The organism is Pseudophaeobacter arcticus DSM 23566 (assembly GCF_000473205.1).
Taxonomy (GTDB): domain Bacteria; phylum Pseudomonadota; class Alphaproteobacteria; order Rhodobacterales; family Rhodobacteraceae; genus Pseudophaeobacter; species Pseudophaeobacter arcticus.
The window spans coordinates 32,599-48,582 of record NZ_AXBF01000004.1; the positions used below are offsets into that span (position 1 = coordinate 32,599).

Annotated in this window: 16 protein-coding genes; 5 read left to right on the top strand and 11 right to left on the bottom strand. The window is 60.8% G+C overall.

The genetic code is table 11. The features are described from left to right. The first annotated feature begins 6 nt into the window (after nucleotides 1-6). Genes ARCT_RS0100155 through ARCT_RS0100170 form a run of 4 tightly spaced genes read left to right on the top strand, consistent with a single transcriptional unit; the run spans nucleotide 7 to nucleotide 3,980 of the window. Nucleotides 7-774: a crotonase/enoyl-CoA hydratase family protein gene (locus tag ARCT_RS0100155; protein ID WP_036783756.1), complete on the top strand. Its 768-nt coding sequence runs from the start codon at nucleotides 7-9 to the stop codon at nucleotides 772-774. A gap of 4 nt (nucleotides 775-778) precedes the next feature. After that, nucleotides 779-1,276, top strand: coding sequence for a MarR family winged helix-turn-helix transcriptional regulator (locus ARCT_RS0100160; RefSeq protein ID WP_027238303.1), 498 nt, complete (start codon nucleotides 779-781; stop codon nucleotides 1,274-1,276). 3 nt (nucleotides 1,277-1,279) lie between these two features. Continuing rightward, complete coding sequence (locus ARCT_RS0100165; protein ID WP_027238304.1) at nucleotides 1,280-3,097, top strand: feruloyl-CoA synthase; 1,818 nt, start codon at nucleotides 1,280-1,282, stop codon at nucleotides 3,095-3,097. A 10-nt stretch (nucleotides 3,098-3,107) separates the two neighbouring features. Further along, nucleotides 3,108-3,980, top strand: a complete 873-nt coding sequence (locus tag ARCT_RS0100170) for an amidohydrolase family protein (protein WP_027238305.1) — start codon at nucleotides 3,108-3,110, stop codon at nucleotides 3,978-3,980. 103 nt (nucleotides 3,981-4,083) lie between these two features. Here ARCT_RS0100170 and sbnB read toward each other — a convergent pair whose 3' ends face one another. Together sbnB and sbnA are read right to left on the bottom strand one after the other, a co-directional pair. Beyond that, nucleotides 4,084-5,109, bottom strand: a complete 1,026-nt coding sequence (gene sbnB, locus ARCT_RS0100175) for a 2,3-diaminopropionate biosynthesis protein SbnB (protein WP_051360469.1) — start codon at nucleotides 5,107-5,109, stop codon at nucleotides 4,084-4,086. A 1-nt stretch (nucleotide 5,110) separates the two neighbouring features. Beyond that, nucleotides 5,111-6,109, bottom strand: a complete 999-nt coding sequence (sbnA, locus tag ARCT_RS24930) for a 2,3-diaminopropionate biosynthesis protein SbnA (RefSeq protein ID WP_051360470.1) — start codon at nucleotides 6,107-6,109, stop codon at nucleotides 5,111-5,113. 184 nt (nucleotides 6,110-6,293) lie between these two features. Here sbnA and ARCT_RS26860 point away from each other — a divergent pair, with 184 nt between their 5' ends. Then, complete coding sequence (locus ARCT_RS26860; RefSeq protein WP_161631270.1) at nucleotides 6,294-6,926, top strand: 4'-phosphopantetheinyl transferase family protein; 633 nt, start codon at nucleotides 6,294-6,296, stop codon at nucleotides 6,924-6,926. Here ARCT_RS26860 and ARCT_RS26865 read toward each other — a convergent pair. The 9 genes from ARCT_RS26865 to ARCT_RS0100230 form a co-directional block, all read right to left on the bottom strand. Then, entirely contained in the window at nucleotides 6,898-8,073 is a 1,176-nt protein-coding gene (locus ARCT_RS26865; protein ID WP_027238307.1) for a class-II aminoacyl-tRNA synthetase family protein, read from the bottom strand. The genes ARCT_RS26860 and ARCT_RS26865 overlap by 29 nt on opposite strands. Continuing rightward, on the bottom strand, nucleotides 8,070-9,281 hold the full coding sequence (locus ARCT_RS24945) for an acyl-CoA dehydrogenase family protein (protein ID WP_051360472.1): 1,212 nt from the start codon (nucleotides 9,279-9,281) through the stop codon (nucleotides 8,070-8,072). Before ARCT_RS24945 ends, ARCT_RS26865 begins: the two co-directional genes overlap by 4 nt. Continuing rightward, nucleotides 9,278-9,538, bottom strand: coding sequence for an acyl carrier protein (locus ARCT_RS0100200; protein WP_205855497.1), 261 nt, complete (start codon nucleotides 9,536-9,538; stop codon nucleotides 9,278-9,280). The genes ARCT_RS24945 and ARCT_RS0100200 overlap by 4 nt, the downstream gene beginning before the upstream one ends. 13 nt (nucleotides 9,539-9,551) lie before the next feature. After that, nucleotides 9,552-10,406: a 3-hydroxyacyl-CoA dehydrogenase family protein gene (locus ARCT_RS0100205; RefSeq protein WP_027238309.1), complete on the bottom strand. Its 855-nt coding sequence runs from the start codon at nucleotides 10,404-10,406 to the stop codon at nucleotides 9,552-9,554. Next, nucleotides 10,403-11,080 carry a nucleoside/nucleotide kinase family protein gene (locus tag ARCT_RS0100210; RefSeq protein ID WP_154665265.1) on the bottom strand — a complete coding sequence of 226 codons (678 nt, stop codon included), beginning with the start codon at nucleotides 11,078-11,080 and terminating at the stop codon, nucleotides 10,403-10,405. Before ARCT_RS0100210 ends, ARCT_RS0100205 begins: the two co-directional genes overlap by 4 nt. Beyond that, nucleotides 11,077-12,942, bottom strand: a complete 1,866-nt coding sequence (asnB, locus tag ARCT_RS0100215) for an asparagine synthase (glutamine-hydrolyzing) (RefSeq protein ID WP_027238311.1) — start codon at nucleotides 12,940-12,942, stop codon at nucleotides 11,077-11,079. Before asnB ends, ARCT_RS0100210 begins: the two co-directional genes overlap by 4 nt. A gap of 3 nt (nucleotides 12,943-12,945) precedes the next feature. Then, nucleotides 12,946-14,196 (bottom strand): threonine synthase, encoded by a 1,251-nt coding sequence (locus ARCT_RS24950; RefSeq protein ID WP_154665266.1) that lies wholly within the window; start codon nucleotides 14,194-14,196, stop codon nucleotides 12,946-12,948. 317 nt (nucleotides 14,197-14,513) lie between these two features. Continuing rightward, a complete protein-coding gene (locus ARCT_RS0100225; protein ID WP_027238312.1) occupies nucleotides 14,514-14,732 on the bottom strand; it encodes a hypothetical protein in 219 nt (72 codons plus the stop codon). Nucleotides 14,733-14,850: 118 nt separating this feature from the next. Beyond that, nucleotides 14,851-15,942: an IS630 family transposase gene (locus ARCT_RS0100230; RefSeq protein WP_027238313.1), complete on the bottom strand. Its 1,092-nt coding sequence runs from the start codon at nucleotides 15,940-15,942 to the stop codon at nucleotides 14,851-14,853. Nucleotides 15,943-15,984: the final 42 nt, after the last annotated feature.

The window sequence follows — 15,984 nt, forward strand, 5'->3', positions numbered from 1 at the left end:
ACGACAATGAGCGACCCAATTCTGAAGATCGAGATCGCCGATACAATCGCGACGCTGACCATGAACCGCCCCGACAAGCGCAACGCCATGTGCGAAGAGCTGTTGATCGCCCTGGACGCCTTCTTTTCGGCGCCGCCAAAAGAGGTGCGGGTGGTGATCCTGACCGGCACCGCGGGCCATTTCTGCTCGGGGTTGGATCTGTCGGAACATGTACACCGCTCCGCCGAAGATAACCTGTATCACTCGCGCCACTGGCATGCGGTGATGGAGAAAATCCAGTTTGGCGGCCTGGCCGTGGTCTCGGCCATCTTTGGCGCTGCCATTGGCGGCGGGCTGGAGCTGGCCTCTGCGACCCATGTGCGCATCGCCGAAGCTTCGACAATTTTCCAACTGCCCGAAGGGCGCCGGGGCATTTTTGTCGGTGGTGGCGCAACCGCGCGTGTTGGCCGCCTGCTGGGGCCGGATCGCATGACCGAGATGATGCTGACGGGCCGCAAATACAATGCCGCAGAAGGCCTTGCTTTGGGGCTGACACATTATGCGGTGGGCGAAGGTGAATCCATGGCGCTGGCGCAGCAGCTAGCAGGCAAAATCGCCCGCAATGCGCCACTGTCCAACTATCTGATGATACAGTCGATTGCGCGGATCAATGACATGTCCCAAAGCGACGGGTTGTTCACGGAATCCCTGGCTGCGGCCCTGTCGCAGACGACCCCCGACGCCGAAGAAGGCCTGAAGGCCTTTCTTGAAAAACGCGCGCCAAAGTTTCGGTGAGGATATGAAAAAGCTAGATGGAAAAGCGGGCGGGGCCTCTGATGTGGTCAAATCCGAAGTGACCCATGTCAGCGATGCCACCCTGCGCCAGTTCATGGGGTATCACATGAAGCGGGCGTTCAACATTATCCAGACCGATCTGGTGCGCACGCTCAAACCCTTTGATTTGCGGATGTTGACCTATACGGCGCTGGTTTTGATCGTCGACAACCCCGGCCTGCGCCAGTCGCAGCTGGCGGATGCCATGGATGTGGAACGCCCCAATCTGGTGGTGATCATCGACGAGCTGGAACGCCGCGAGCTGATTGTCCGCGACCGGGTGCCAACGGACCGGCGCGCCTATGCCCTGCAGGTGACGCTCACCGGGCGGCGGCTGTACGAGAAAGCCGTGGCTGCGGTCACCGCCCACGAAGCGCTGCTTTTGCAGCGGCTTGACGAAGAAACACGCCAGATTGTTGTCGCGGCGTTGAAAACAATCGAGACCAGCAGAGGGAAGGCATAGCTCATGAAACGTACTTCGCAATTTCTCAGGCACTCGATTTCGCGCGAGGATCGCGCCGATGGCACCATTTTGCTGCGCTCAACCCATGATTTGGGGCCGGTTGTCGACAAGACCTCGGACTGGTTGCACCGCTGGGCCAAGGAGGCTCCGGATCGGGTGTTCCTGGCAGAGCGCAGCGGCGCCGGTTGGCGCGAGGAAAGCTATAGCGCCACGCTGCAAAAAGTGCGGCTGATCGCGCAGTCGCTGCTGGCGCGGGGCATGGGCGCAGATACGCCGATCCTGATCATGTCGGGCAATGGCGTGGATCACGGGCTTTTGGCGCTGGCGGCGCAGTATATCGGCGTGCCGGTGGCCCCGGTGGCTGAACAATATTCGCTGATCCATGGGGCTCATGGTCGGTTGCGTCAGGCCATTGAGCTGCTGCACCCTACCATGGCCTATGTGGTGGATGCGGATCAATATGGTGAAGCCCTGAAGCTGGATGCACTGGAAGGTGTCGAGATCGTCGCCAGCCGTCCTGGCAGCATTGAGACGGTCACGACATTTGACGCCTTGTTGCAGGGCGATGCCAGCGTTGGTCTGGATGCGGCCAATGCACAGGTTGGTCCGGATACCGTGGCCAAGATCCTGATGACCTCGGGGTCGACCTCGGCGCCAAAGGGGGTGCTGACGACCCATCGGATGATGTGTGTGAACCAGACTCAACTGGCTGACGGGCTGCCGTTTTTGCGTGACCATCCGCCTCGGGTGGTGGACTGGCTGCCCTGGAACCATGTCTTTGGCGGCTCGCATAATTTCAACATGATGCTGGCCAACGGCGGCAGCTTTTATATCGACGATGGCAAGCCGGTCAAAGGCCTGTTTGACCGTACCCTGGAAAACCTGTCGATGGTGACAGGCAGTCTGGTGTTCAACGTTCCGGTTGGCTTTGCCATGCTGCGCGACGCGCTGGAAAAGGACACCGCCCTGCGCCAGCGGTTCTTTGAAAACCTGGATCTGCTGTTTTACGCCGGGGCCTCGCTGCCACAGGATGTCTGGCAGAGCTTTGAAAAGATGGCGGTTGAGATCAAAGGCGAGGTGCCGTTGATGACCTCCTCCTGGGGGCTGACCGAAACCGCCCCCGCGACAATGATGCAGCAAGAGCCAATTGGCCGTTCCGGCGTTGTCGGTGCGCCGGTGAACGGGGTGACGGTCAAGCTGATCCCGGACAATGACATGCGCTGCGAAGTGCGGGTCAAAGGCCCCAATATCATGCCCGGCTATTTTCAGGACGCGGAAAAAACCAAAGAAGCCTTTGATAATGAGGGCTATTTTATCACCGGCGACGCCATGGTCTTTGTTGACCCTGATGATGTGAACAAGGGCATGAAGTTTGACGGGCGTATCTCGGAAGACTTCAAACTGTTGACCGGGACCTGGGTGCGGGCGGCAGGGCTGCGGATCGAAATGCTGGCCTGTCTGGCGCCACTGGCGGCGGATCTGGTGATCACCGGGCAGGACCGTGATGAGATTGGCCTGATGATCTTCCCGGACCGCGATGCGCTGGTCGCGGCGGGGTTCACACTGGAAGAGGACGACGGCGCTCTGACATGCCCGAAACTGCTGTCCGAGATCCATCACCGCCTGAACGAGCGTTCAGGCCGGGTCTCTGGCTCATCGACACGGGTGGCGCGCGCCATTGTGCTGGCCGAGCCCGCCTCACTGACCGAGGGTGAAGTCACCGCCAAGGGCAATCTCAACTTCCGCAAGGTGCTGACAGGACGCGCCGCGCTGCTGGGGCGGCTCTATGATGACGCTGCTAGCGGCATTGCAAAACTCTAAAGGAAACAAAATGGTAGATATTTCCAAAGTCCGTGCAATCGACTTTCATACCCATGCCGAGGAATCCTGTGGCTGCCACGCGGACGACGGCTATGACGAGCTGCAAAGCACCATGGCCAAGTATTTTGGCGCGCCTTGGCAGCACCCGCCAACCATCCCCGAAACCGCAGCACATTACCGCAAGCAAAACATCGCGGCGGTGATCTTTCCGGTCGATGCCGAGCGTGAGACCGGCTATCGCCGGTATTCCAACGATGAGGTGATCGACCTGGTCAAGCAGAACGATGATGTGCTGATCCCCTTTGCCTCGATTGATCCCTGGAAGGGCAAGATGGCGGTGCGCGAAGCCCGTCGCCTGATCGAGGAACACGGCATCAAGGGCTTTAAGTTTCACCCCACCATGCAGGGGTTCTACCCCAATGATCGCATGGCCTACCCGTTTTACGAGGTGCTGGCCGAGCACGGCTGTATTGCCCTGTTCCACACCGGCCAGACCGGTGTTGGCTCGGGCATGCCCGGTGGCAATGGCATGCGGCTGAAATACTCCAACCCGATGTATATAGATGATGTGGCGGTAGATTTCCCGGATATGAAGATCATCCTGGCGCATCCCTCCTTCCCCTGGCAGGAAGAGGCGCTGTCGGTGGCCCAGCACAAGCCCAATGTCTATATCGACCTGTCGGGTTGGTCGCCAAAATACTTCCCGCCAATCCTGGTGCGCTACTGCAACTCGATCCTGAAGAAAAAGGTTCTGTTCGGCTCGGATTGGCCGATGATCAGCCCCGAGCGCTGGCTGAGCGCCTTTGAGCAGATCGACATCAAGGACGAGTTGCGCGAAGACATCATCAAGAACAACGGCGCGCGGCTGTTGGGCTTGATGTAATTGCCAGTACCAATCCCAGCCTCATCAAGCTGGGATTGGTAGACCTTTGCCGGAGATCACGCTCCCTTATTGTGGTTCAGGTTGGTGACCTAGGGGCGTAAAATTATGATACTTTTCCAAAGAAATCAGGAACTTGCAGGGTTTCGCCCTGCGCCATGGCCTTGGCATAGACAAAACTGGCCAGGGCCACATCCAGAATGCCCATGCCAAAGGGGGAATAGATCACGGGTTTGTTGTCTGTCAGGCGCACCGTGCCATCGATCACCTGGGTCAGCGCGCCGCTGACAAAATCGCGCCCGCCAGACTGGATCTCGGCCAGATGTGGCGAGGTCTGCGCCTTGAGGCAATGATCCACATCGTCAAAGACGTTCTGGGCGGTCAAGATCTGTTGCGGTGCCAGATCGCGTAGCGAGACATTGAGCACGGTTTGCCCGGGAGAAAATTGAAAACCCTCAGGCAGATAGGGTGCCATTGCACTGGTGGCAAAGACCACAATCTCGGCGTCCAGTGCCTGTTCCAGACTGCCGGGATGCGCCGCCAGCCCGCAGCTGTCAGCTGCATGTTTGGCCAGGGCCGTGGCGGAGTCCGGGTTCAGATCATGGCAGCAGACCTTGCCAATCTGCCAGCCCCGACCGCAGAACTGGTTCAGGATATTGCGCGAGATGAGACCACCGCCGACAAAGGCGACCGATGTTGCCCGGCGTCCCAGGTTGGAACAATGATCCGCCCCCAACACCGCCGAGGCCGCCGTGCGCATGGCGCTGATCTGCGCGCCTTCCATCACCGCAAAGGGATAGCCGGTTTCGGCATCATTCAGGATGATCACCGCCGAGGCGCGTTCTAACCCCTTGCTGAGGTTTGCAGGGTAGCTGGCGATCCATTTGATGCCGGAAACCTGTAGCTCTGGGGTGGCAATGGCGGCCGGCAGGGCGATGATGCGGTTGCGATCACTGTCAGGAAACCGCAGGAAATAGCTGTCGGGGTTGACCGTCTGCTGCTGGTGATGCGCCTGATAGGTGCGCGTGACCAGCTGTTCGATCTCTTCCGCATTGCCCTGCAGAATGTTGCGGATTGCCTTTGCGGCGATCAGCTGCAGCCCGGGGCGCTTTGCTTTGCTGTCAGTACCCATGTCACTTGGCTCCGTTTGCTATTGCTTCCAGCTGTCGTGTGGGCCGAGTCAGGCTGCGATCCAGATCCGGTAGCGTTCCAAAGACCTCTTTCACCCAGCTGTCATTATAGATGGTGTCGAGGTATTTTTCGCCGCCATCCGGGGACAGCGCCACGATCTTGCTGCCCTCGGGGAACAGATCCGCCCGTGCCTGGACACCGGCCAGGATAGACCCGGTTGAGCCACCTGCTAGATAGCCGTGCGTGGTGGCAAGCCAGCGACACATCCGAACCGCGTCTTGTTCCGGGACCATGACCGTATTGCCGAGTTTTTCGGGGTGAAAGATCTCGGGGATGCGGCTGGTTCCCAGGCCGGGGATAAAGCGCGGGCCGGGCCTGCCGCCAAAGGTGATGGAGCCGGTTGAATCCACCGCAAGGACCCGCGCCGGATGGCGGGTGCCGTCAAAATAATCCAGAACCCCCATCAGGGTGCCGGTGGTCCCGGCGCCGACCACAACCCAATCCGCATCGGGGTGGGCGGTGGCAATCTCAACTGCGGTGAGCCCCGCATGGGCCGCCGGATTGGCGGGGTTGGCATATTGGTTGGTCCAGTAAAGTGTCGGATCCGCCTGCTGCATCTGTTTGATCAGTTGAATGCGCGTTCCCAGATAGCCGCCCTGGGCATCGCGGGAGGTGACCCGGATCACCTTGCCGCCAAAGGCCTGGATCATGGCGACGCTTTGCGCCGAGACATTGGGATCCACCACGCTGGTAAAGCCATAGCCGCGTTTTGCGCAGAGGGCCGCCAGAGAAATGCCCAGATTTCCCGAGGTTGATTCAATCACCATGCCACCGGGTTGCAACCTACCTGATAGTTCTGCAGCATCAATCAGGCTGAGCGCCGTTTTATGTTTGATGGAGCCGGAGGGATTTATTGATTCAATCTTCAGGAATAGGCGAGCCTTGATAAGCCCGGAAATCTGCATGAAAAAGGCATTTGGCAATTCGCCATTTTTATCCATCGGAATTCCAATCTGCCTTTGTCAATTTAAAAGCTACCTAAACGTGTAATCGTAAGATATTGTTCAGTCAATAGCGGTTTGGATTCCGGGTGGCGGCCTGGATTGGGTGTAAAGGATGCGACAAGGCATTTCACTTTTTCTGTGCCCAGTACCTGCGCTTTGTAATGGGCTGCTTTCTGCTTTGATGGCAGAGCTACACACGTCAGAACGCCAAAGGGCGCGGCGCTTTTCCTGCGTCGAGGCGCTGCATTTGTTTGTTGTGGCCCATGCTGCCCTGCATTGGGCTTTGCGGGGCGCCGGGCTGAACAGCTACGGCTTTGCCTCTACGCCGCAGGGCAAGCCCTTTTTGATTGATCACCCGGATCTGCATTTCAATCTGTCCCACACCAGGGGGCTGATTGCGGTGGCCCTGGGGGCGGATCACCCCATGGGCGTGGATGTCGAAAGGCTGGCACCACCGGAAACCTATCGTGAGCTAGCGCCGCGCGTCATGACCCCTGCGGAATGCGCCTATATGGCGGCTCAGGCCGCGCCAGAGGACAGGTTCACCCAGCTGTGGTCCGCCAAAGAGGCGCTGATGAAGGCCACGGGGCTTGGCTTTGGCCTGCCACCGCGCGAGATCGAATTTGACGGCCCGGCAGCCAATCTGTCCCAATTGCCGCCTGAACACGGGGCACCACAGGACTGGCAGATCTGGTGCCAAAGGTTGCCAGGGCACTGGCTGGCCCTGGCCTCACAGACCTCACAGGCCTCTCAGACTGGGGATCTGTGTTTGCAGCCAATCACCCTTACGCCGCAGGATCTTTTGTCGCCATGACAGCCCTGCGGACCTCCGCTGGCCAGCCAGCAGGATCCAGACCTTTTTGGCGCACAAAGGCATAAAGCCAGCGTTCCAGACCAAAGCCCATACAGGCGCTTTCGGCCCGAGTTTCGTCCGCAAATGCGATGTCATAGACGCTGGTGTAGAAATCGCGATGCAGATTAAAGCTGGAGGCCGCCAGCGGCGCCTCCCGGTCGCGGATATGAAACAGCAGCTCGTATTTCACTTCGCCCATGCGCTGGTAGACCACCTTGTCCCGGCTGCCATCGACAAAAAACGGATCATTGGCCAGCTCCAGGCTGACATCCATCTGCAGGCTCTCGCAAAAGTCAAACACCCGCTCCATCACATCAGCGCGCAAGTGGGTCAGGTCGGCGCCAGAGCCAAAAAACACGATATCGCGCACCGAAAAATCCCAGCCGCGTGACAGCGGTTGAAACCGGTTTGCCTCGTAGCGAAAGACATGGTTCTGCATGGTTAGACGTCGCACCTCACCGCTGGCCAGGCGCAGGCCGGCGTGCTGGGCATAGCAGGGCAGACAGACCGCCGGGGTCAGCACGTGCTGGGGATCGTCCAGTACCGCGCCCAATTCCGCCGCCTGAGATTCGGACAGGGGCTGCTTGCAAAGCTGCGCCACCTGCTCCAGCACCGGCAGCTCATCGGGGAAATGGCTGCACAGGGTGACATGCTGGGGGAAATTGCTGATATAGCCGACCTCTTGCAGCAGTTTGGCGGGCATCATCACCGGGTAATGTTGGTCCAGCGCGGCGTAATGCGCGGCATAGCCCGCAAAGGTGGTCTCAAAATAGCGAAACAGCCTGAGCAAAAGCCCACTGATCCCGGTCAACCCGTCGGCAAAGAAATGCAGATCGCCACAGGCGGCTAGTTCGGCGTCGGTGCAGCCCTGTACAGCGGGCGCCGCGCTTTGCCGCAGCACCCGGCGGGCCACCAGCCGGTGGGTCTTGCGCATGGCCTCGGCAAATTCGATGGCCTCTGCCATCTCGGCGTCCTTGCAGGCGCTAATCTGCGCGGTGCCTTCAGGTGTGAGCGCGGCTTTGATACCAATCGCCAGCAGCCCATCGACAATGGCCAGACGGCTTTCGGCAGAGAGAGCAGAGAGGTCGATATCACGGGTCAGCTTCATGAGAGGGCCACCTCAGAGAGCGCCAGCCGCGCGATCAGGCTTTCCAGCACCTGGGTGGTGCCTTCGATCACCTCCATAATGCGTGAATCGCGATAATAAAGCGCCATGGGGCTATTGCCGCCAATGCCCTCGGCGCCAAAGATCTGCTGGGCATCACGGGTGACGTGCCCCACCATCTGCGAGGCAAAATATTTGGCCATGGTGGCCTGTTTTGCAGCATCCATCTGCCGCAGGGCGCGGGCGGAGGAGGCGGATTGGCACATCAGACGGGCGGCGTGGATATCGGTGGCCATGCGGGCCAGCAGCTGCTGCACAAGCTGAAAGTCGCCAATGGCAGCGCCAAACTGCTGCCGCGTCTTGGCCCGCCGAAGCGCCAGTTGGCAGGCGGCCTCGGCCAGGCCCACACAGCCCCAGGCGAGGTTGAGCCGCCCGGCCTCAAGCCCGGTAACGGCCACATGGGAGGCGCCAAACCCTGGGCGGCCCAACAGATGATCCTCGGGCAGGAAAGCGGCTTCCAGATGCAAATTTGCCATCATATAGCCGCGACATCCCAACATGCCCTCGATGGGGTCTATCCGCAGGCCCGGGGTTTCCTTTGGCAGCAAAAAGGCGGTTGGCCCCGCTTCGGTGCGGGCAATCACAACAAAGAGATCGGCAAAATCCCCGCAGGTTATCCAGGCCTTTTGACCGGTGAGCTCATAGCCGCCGGTGACGGGACGTGCCTGGGTCTGCACCGCCGAGATATCACTGCCAACCTCTGGCTCGGTCATGGCAATGGCGCAGCAGATCTCGCCGCTGAGCAGCTTTGGCATCCAGTGGGATTTTTGCGCCTTGCTGCTCCATTTGGCCAGCGCGCTGCCGCCCATGTGATGTACGTTCAACACCCCCTGCACCGAGGCACTGGCCGCGCCTAAGGCCTGATGCATATGGCCATGATCCAGCGCCGCTGCCAGTGCATCAGCGGGATCAGCAGCGGGTCCCGCAGTAGCCCCAGCGGTAAATCCACCGGTAAACCCACTGGCAAAGGCGCCAGCCTGCCGCAGGGCAGAAATGACCTGCGCAGGGACGCGGGCCTGCTGATCAATCTGGCTGGCAAAGGGGGCAACCTCCACCTGCGCCAGGGTCTCCCAGTGTGCCAGGTTGGGCGCCTGACAGGGAGCCTGACAGGGGGCTTGGGCGGCGGTGGTCTGGCTGGTGCTCAGGTTCACGCGGTCACCGTCTCTTGCTTGCGCGCGACAAGCGCGGCCACGCGATTGATGGAGCGGAAGTTGTCGATATCCAGGTCGTCGGCCTCGATCTCGAGACCAAAATGCGATTCAACAAAGGCCACCAGCTGCATGGCAAACATGGAGTTGCCATAGCCGGCTTCAAAGATATCCTGATCGGGGTCTATTTCGGCTCCGTCAAAGGAACGGGTCATAAAACCGGCGATGGCGGCTTGCGGATTGGTCATGGTATCAGTCATGAGAACCTCTTGATTATTGGTCATAATGGTGGAAACCCCGCCCGGATTTGCGGCCGGTTTGCCCGGCATAGACAAGCCGCTTCAGCAGCGGGCAGGGGCGATATTTGGGGTCGTTGAATTCGTCATAGAGAATGTCCAAGGACAGTTTCACCGTATCCAGCCCGATCAGATCGGCGGTTTCCAGTGGTCCCATCTTGTGGCCAAAACAGGTCTTGAACAGCCGGTCCACCTCCTGCACGCCGGCAACGCCTTCGTGGACCAGAAACATCGCCTCATTGACCATCAGCATCATCACCCGATTGGTGACAAAGCCGGGGCTGTCATTGACGGTGATGGCGTGTTTGCCCGCTGCGGCGACCAGATCCTCTGCCGCCTGCAAAGCCTCGGCGGTGCTATGGGTGGCGCGAATGATTTCGACCATGGGCATGATGGGCGGGGGGTTCATAAAATGCATGCCGATGACCCGTTCGGGATGGCTGGAAAACCCTGCAATGCGGGTGATCGGGATTGCTGAGGTATTGGCTGCCACGGGAACATCCGGGCGCAGCACCTGATCAATCTCGCGGTGAACCTCGGTTTTTTGCGCAACGTTTTCGGTGATGTTCTCAACAACAAAATCGACCCCCGACAGCGCATTGATATCTGCGCTGAACTGCAGGTTTTCCAGCACCTCGGCTGGGGCGGGCAGCCCCTTGTGCACCATGCCATAAAGCCGGGCGTTTTTGGTGATATTCTCGCAGGCGATATCCAGCTGCCGGGGGCTGCTATCAACCAGCACAACGGCCAGTCCCGACTGGGCAAAAAGCTGGGCAACCCCAGATCCTATGGTGCCTGCACCCACCACGCCGATGGTTCCAAATTCCCTCATGGCTTCTCCTCATTTTCTGGTTTTTTTGTGACGTGCTGACTGCGGCTGTCAGGTAAGCTGGCGATGGCGCGCTGCGCCTGGGCTGCCAGATCCGGCAGTGGGTGCAGCCCGTCCAGAATCACATCCGCCAGGGCCTTTGCCTGTGCCTCTGCCAGGCGATAGGCCTGTCGCTGCGGCCCGAGATAGGCTTGGAACTGCGCCACCAGATCTTCCAGTGTTTCCGCATGCCAGTTGGCCGCAATGGGGTCAGGGCTGTCGGGGCCGGGGTAGGCCCTGGCGCGCCGCAGCGAGCGGCGGGCCAGGGCAATATCAGGCGGCAGCTCCAGGTGCAGCGCCAGGTCGATCAGCGGCGCAATGGCGCTGCGGGCGCGGCCAAAAGGTTCCTCCAGCAGGATCAGCCCGGCAGGGGCCACCGGGGCGCTGCGGCCGGGGGGATGGACCGCGCGATTGGATCGCAGCGCCGCCAGATCATCGGCCAGACGGGGGGTCTGGATGGCATCAGCCGGAGCGCCTGCGGCGACCCATTGCCGAATGTCGCCCGCATCCGTGCCCAGTTCTATGTAATCGTCAAAATGCATCAAGGCGGCGCCGCCCTGCAGCTCTGCCAGATGGCGCATCAGGGTGCTTTTGCCCGCGCCAGACGTACCAGATACGGCCACCACGATCCCCATCATGTGCCTCCCGGCCCCAGCAGGGGCATGTCAAAACACTCCAGGAAAATGCCAAAGCTCAGCACCGTCAAAAGCGCGTCATCCGGCGCCCCGCCCGAGGGCAGGGCAGGTTCGCTCAGAGCAGCATGTTTCAGCGCCTCGACTGCGGCAACGTCAAAATAGCCCTGCGCCCGGATTGTCGCGGGCGACAAAAGATCCGCGATCCAGGGGCAGTCCTGCAACAGCAGAAAGGCACTGCCGGGGGCGGCAAAGGCAAATTTTTCACGCGCGATGATTTCGGCGGGCACATGGTGTTTGGCGGCCTGTTTCAGCACGTGTTTTTCCTCAAACCCATGCAGCAGCTGATCCGGCGGGATCCGGGTCACCAGCTGTACCAGGTCGCGGTCCAGAAAGGGAAACCGGCCCTCAACTGAATTGGCCATCAGCATCCGGTCGCCATGATCCCCAAGCAGATGATCCCCCAGGCGCAGTTTGAAATCCAGATAAGAGCGCTGATGGATCACATGACGCCCCCGGATCTTGCTTTCGTCCACCAGGGGCGTGTTGGAAAAACAAAACTGCTGCAAATCCCCGGCCAGCGGTGCGGCATAGAGGTTGCGGCGCTGTGCTTCGTGGGACAGCAGGTCTTTTTCATAAAACACATCCGCCGCGCCAAAGGCCCGGGCGCGCAGCGCGGCTTCGGCGGGGCAGGGGGCTGCCTGACCGCGCAGGGCACGAAAGGCGTCGTAGCGATAGCCGAGGTAGCCGGCAAACAGCTCATCCGCGCCCTCCCCGGACAGCACAACCGGCACCCCGGCGTCACGGGTTGCGGCGGAGAGCGTCAGCGAGGCGGTATTGTAGCTTTCCTTGATCGGGCATTCCGCATGCCAGATCGAATGCCGCAGGGCGGCAGAAATATGCGCTGCCGGATGCAGGGTGCTGCGGTGACGGCTGCCGGTCCTGTCGGCCACCAGGCTTTGATATTTGTCTTCGTCAAACATGGCTTGATCAAAGCAGACTGAAAAACTGTTCAGCGGTTTGACGCTGTTGTCAGCCATCAGGGCGGTGATAAAGGCGCTGTCCAACCCGCCGCTGAGATAGCTGCCAACCGGGACATCCGCCATCAGCCGGCGCTCAACCGAACTGGCCAGCGCCTCGCAGACGGCGGCGCTGAAATTTTCGCCACTGTGCGGCGGCGCGGCACTGGTCGGATAGTCGAGATCCCAGTAGGCGCTGCTGCGGGTTCCGGCGCCGTCTGCCACCAGTTTGTGCCCCGGGGGCAGGCTGTGAATGCCCTTGAACATGGTCCTGGGGCTGACCAGCCCGGGCAGCGACAGGATTTGGTCCAGGCCGGTCAGGTCCACCTCGCGCGCGACGCCGGGATAGGTCAGGATCGCCTTTATTTCCGAAGCAAAGACCAGGGCGCTGTCCACGTGGGTATAAAAGAAGGGCGCCACACCAAAGGGATCACGGGCACAGAACAGGCGTTTTTTGCCGCTGTCATACAGGGCAAAGGCAAACTGACCGTTGAGCTGTTCCAGCAGCGCTTCGCCGTGGTCTTCATAGAGATGCAGGATGACTTCTACATCTGATCCGGTGGCAAAATGGTGGCCCTGCCGGATCAGTCGTTTGCGCAGGCTGGGAGCGTTGAAAATCTCCCCATTGCAGATCAGCCAAAGGCTGCCATCCTCGTTTGATATCGGTTGGTTGCCGCCTTCCAGATCGACTATGGCAAGGCGGCGAAACCCAAGCCCCACCCGGTCATCCAGGAACATGCCGTCGTCATCAGGGCCGCGATGCACCAATTGCGCCTGCATTTGTGCCACCACCTGCGGCGCGGCAGGCGGTGGCCCGGAGGCGGAAAAGGCGCCGCAGATCCCGCACATGGCTCAGTGTCCCAGCGGGGCGGCGGGCGCCACCAAAGAGCGCCAGTCGTCAGGATGCAGGCAGGGGGCGGTATGGGCCTCAGTGGCGGCGATCGCCACCCGCAGATCTTTCAACCCGGTGCCAGTGCCCAACAGCACCACCCGATCCCCGGGTGCAAACAGGCCCTGTTTTTGCAGCTTTTCAAACCCCGCATATCCGGCGGCAGCAGAGGGCTCCAGAAAGACACCAAAGTGGGAGGCAAGTGTCATCACGGCATGTGTTATCTCTGCGTCATCCACCACCACCGCGCGGCCACCGCTGTGGTGAAGCGCCAGGACGGCGGCCCGCAGATCCATCGGTGCGGGGACGTTGATGCTGTCAGCGCAGGTGTCCGGGGCACCGCCCTGCAGCGCAGAGTCAAATGCCTGGGCGATGGGGCAGGCGGCGGCGGTCTGAACCGCCAGCAGCCGGGGCAAGTGCTGGATCATTCCGCAGGCTTTGAGATCGGCAAAGCCCTTGGCCATGGCGCTGAGGATATTGCCATCCCCGGTAGGGACGACGACCCAATCGGGGGGCAGCCAGTCCATTTGCCGGGCGATTTCCAGGGCACAGGTCTTTTTGCCCTCGCGGGTGAAAGGGTTGAGCCCGGTTGTCCGGTTCATGGCGCCACGGGCCTGGGCCAGTTTGCCAGCCACCGTGCAGGCCGCAGCATAGGGGCCGTCAATCCGGTGCACCTCGGCCCCAAAGGCCTGGATTTGGGCCAGTTTTGCCACCGGGATATCCTGCGGCACCACCACGGTTACCCGCGTTTTCTGCGCCGCGCCAATCGCCGCCAGCGAGGCCGCAGCATTGCCGGTCGAGGCCATGACAACCTCGTCGATCCCAAAGGCCGCTGCCACGGCCAGAACCAATTCGCTGGCGCGGTCTTTCAGCGACCCGGAGGGGTTTCGGGTCTCATCCTTGAGCCATAGCCTTATGTCACGCGTGGTGCCCAGATCCAGCAGGGGGGTGTTGCCAACCTGCAGATGGGATCTCCATTCGGCGCCTACGGGCAAAAAGGCCTCAAACTGCCACATGCCATGCGAACTGGCGTTTTGAGCGTAATCTGTGAGGCGCTGGCGCAGGCTGCCGGGGGAGGTCGAAATTGGCTGCCGCAGCTCAAGATTTCCGCCGCAACCGCAGGTCAGGCTGCGCGCGGTGATGGGCTGCTGCTGGCCGCAATCCAGGCATCCGCCCGTGATGTGGTGAAACTCAGAAAGATCGGATAGTTCCAATTCATCCCCCTCTTGGGGCCAAAGCAAGGTGGGGCCAAGGCAAGGCAGGGCTTTGCAGCGGGCGGCGCCAATTTGCGTGACCCCTGATGCCCCCTGGATGGCTCCGCCAATGCCCAAGCAGATGGCCCCGGTTAGATGGCCTCGGTTGAACGCCGGGAAATCCCAGTGTGCAGGTGACCAGTGTGCAGGTGATCCAGTGTGCAGGCAACGTGCGCAGGCACCATGTGCTGCTAATCTGTGTCCTGATCTCGGGTCTGCGAAGGAACGGAGGACACCCTGCGACTGGCGCAAAGGTGCCCGACGTTTCGGCGCAGCGGTCAGCCGGCCATGGCTGCGGCTTTTTCTTTGGCCTTGACCGATTTGGCAGAGGTTTTGGCGGCATCCTTACCCGCTTTTTCGGCGCCTTTCATGTCCTTGGCTTTGGCTTTTCTTTCATCTTTCTGGGCTTTCCCCTCGGCCTTTCCTTTTGCCTTATGTTTGGCTTTCAGGTCAGCTTTCATGGAGTCTTTTTGGGCTTTGGCTTCCGCTTTTTCCACGGTGGGTCTCCTCGCAAAATGTCAAACAGGGTATTTGCATGGAAAAATTTGCAACTGCAAAGAATTTGTAAACAACCCATGCAAGAACATCTTGCTAGTGTTCCGAGTCTGACATTTGCTACCGATTTCCTCTGATAAGGTCGAGCGCGTCGAGTGCGCGCCGCTCCCGGGCGAGGATGTCTTCGGCGGTCTTGCTCCAGACGAAGGGCTTCGGCTTGGCGTTGTGCTGCAGCAGGTAATCGTAGATTGCGTCCTCGAGGTCGTCGACGCTGGAGTAGCTGCCGCGGCGGATGCGCTTGGCGGTGATCTCGGCGAAGAAGCGCTCGACGAGGTTCATCCAGGACGCGCTTGTGGGCGTGAAATGCAGCTTGAAGCGGGGATGCTTCTCCAGCCAGGCCTGCACCTCGGGCGTCTTGTGGGTGGCGTAGTTGTCGAGCACGAGATGGATGTCGCGGGGCTTCTTCACCGCCCGGTCGATACGGCGGAGGAAACTCAGGAACTCCCTGGCGCGGTGGCGCGGCATGCATTCTCCGATGACCAGGCCCGACTTCACGTCCAGCGCGGCGAAGAGCGTGGTGGTGCCGTGGCGCTTGTAGTCGTGGGTCATCGTGGCAGCGCGTCCCTTCTTGAGCGGCAGCCCCGGCTGGGTCCGGTCGAGCGCCTGGATCTGGGACTTCTCGTCGACGCAGAGCACGACCGCGCGGTCCGGCGGGTCGAGGTAGAGGCCGACGATCTCGGTGACCTTCTCCTCGAACATCGGGTCGTTCGAGACCTTGAAGCCCTTCACGATATGCGGCTTCAGCCCGGCATCGGCCCAGATGCGCCCCACGCTCGAAGCCGAAATTCCCACCGCCTCTGCCATCGACGCGCGGCTCCAGTGCGTGGCATTGGGCGGGGCCTCCTGCACGGTCTTCGCGATCACCTTCAGCCGGACCTCCCGAGGCAACGGCGGCACCCGAGAGGGCCGCGTCTTGTCCCGCTTGAGCCCCGCCACGCCCTCATCGAGATACCGCTCCTGCCAGCGCCAGACCGTCGGCTTCGACATGCCCGTCTGCCGCATGATCTCGGTGGTGCCACTCCCATCGGCCGTGGCCAGCACGATCTCGGCCCGCCAGACGAGCTTGCGCGGCGTGTTGCGGTTGGCGATCAGGGCTTGCAGCTCGGTGCGGTCGGCGGGGCCAAGGTAAAGGCAGATGTCGGAGCGTCTCATCCGCCGACCATGCCACAACTGAGCATACTTGGGAATCTTGCG

Coding starts and splice junctions, on each gene's coding strand:
- ARCT_RS0100155 (WP_036783756.1), top strand. CDS start 7: ATGAGCGACCCAATTCTGAAGATCGAGATCGCCGATACAATCGCGACG.
- ARCT_RS0100160 (WP_027238303.1), top strand. CDS start 779: ATGAAAAAGCTAGATGGAAAAGCGGGCGGGGCCTCTGATGTGGTCAAA.
- ARCT_RS0100165 (WP_027238304.1), top strand. CDS start 1,280: ATGAAACGTACTTCGCAATTTCTCAGGCACTCGATTTCGCGCGAGGAT.
- ARCT_RS0100170 (WP_027238305.1), top strand. CDS start 3,108: ATGGTAGATATTTCCAAAGTCCGTGCAATCGACTTTCATACCCATGCC.
- sbnB (WP_051360469.1), bottom strand. CDS start 5,109: ATGGGTACTGACAGCAAAGCAAAGCGCCCCGGGCTGCAGCTGATCGCC.
- sbnA (WP_051360470.1), bottom strand. CDS start 6,109: ATGGATAAAAATGGCGAATTGCCAAATGCCTTTTTCATGCAGATTTCC.
- ARCT_RS26860 (WP_161631270.1), top strand. CDS start 6,294: ATGGCAGAGCTACACACGTCAGAACGCCAAAGGGCGCGGCGCTTTTCC.
- ARCT_RS26865 (WP_027238307.1), bottom strand. CDS start 8,073: ATGAAGCTGACCCGTGATATCGACCTCTCTGCTCTCTCTGCCGAAAGC.
- ARCT_RS0100200 (WP_205855497.1), bottom strand. CDS start 9,538: ATGACTGATACCATGACCAATCCGCAAGCCGCCATCGCCGGTTTTATG.
- ARCT_RS0100205 (WP_027238309.1), bottom strand. CDS start 10,406: ATGAGGGAATTTGGAACCATCGGCGTGGTGGGTGCAGGCACCATAGGA.
- ARCT_RS0100210 (WP_154665265.1), bottom strand. CDS start 11,080: ATGATGGGGATCGTGGTGGCCGTATCTGGTACGTCTGGCGCGGGCAAA.
- asnB (WP_027238311.1), bottom strand. CDS start 12,942: ATGTGCGGGATCTGCGGCGCCTTTTCCGCCTCCGGGCCACCGCCTGCC.
- ARCT_RS0100230 (WP_027238313.1), bottom strand. CDS start 15,942: ATGAGACGCTCCGACATCTGCCTTTACCTTGGCCCCGCCGACCGCACC.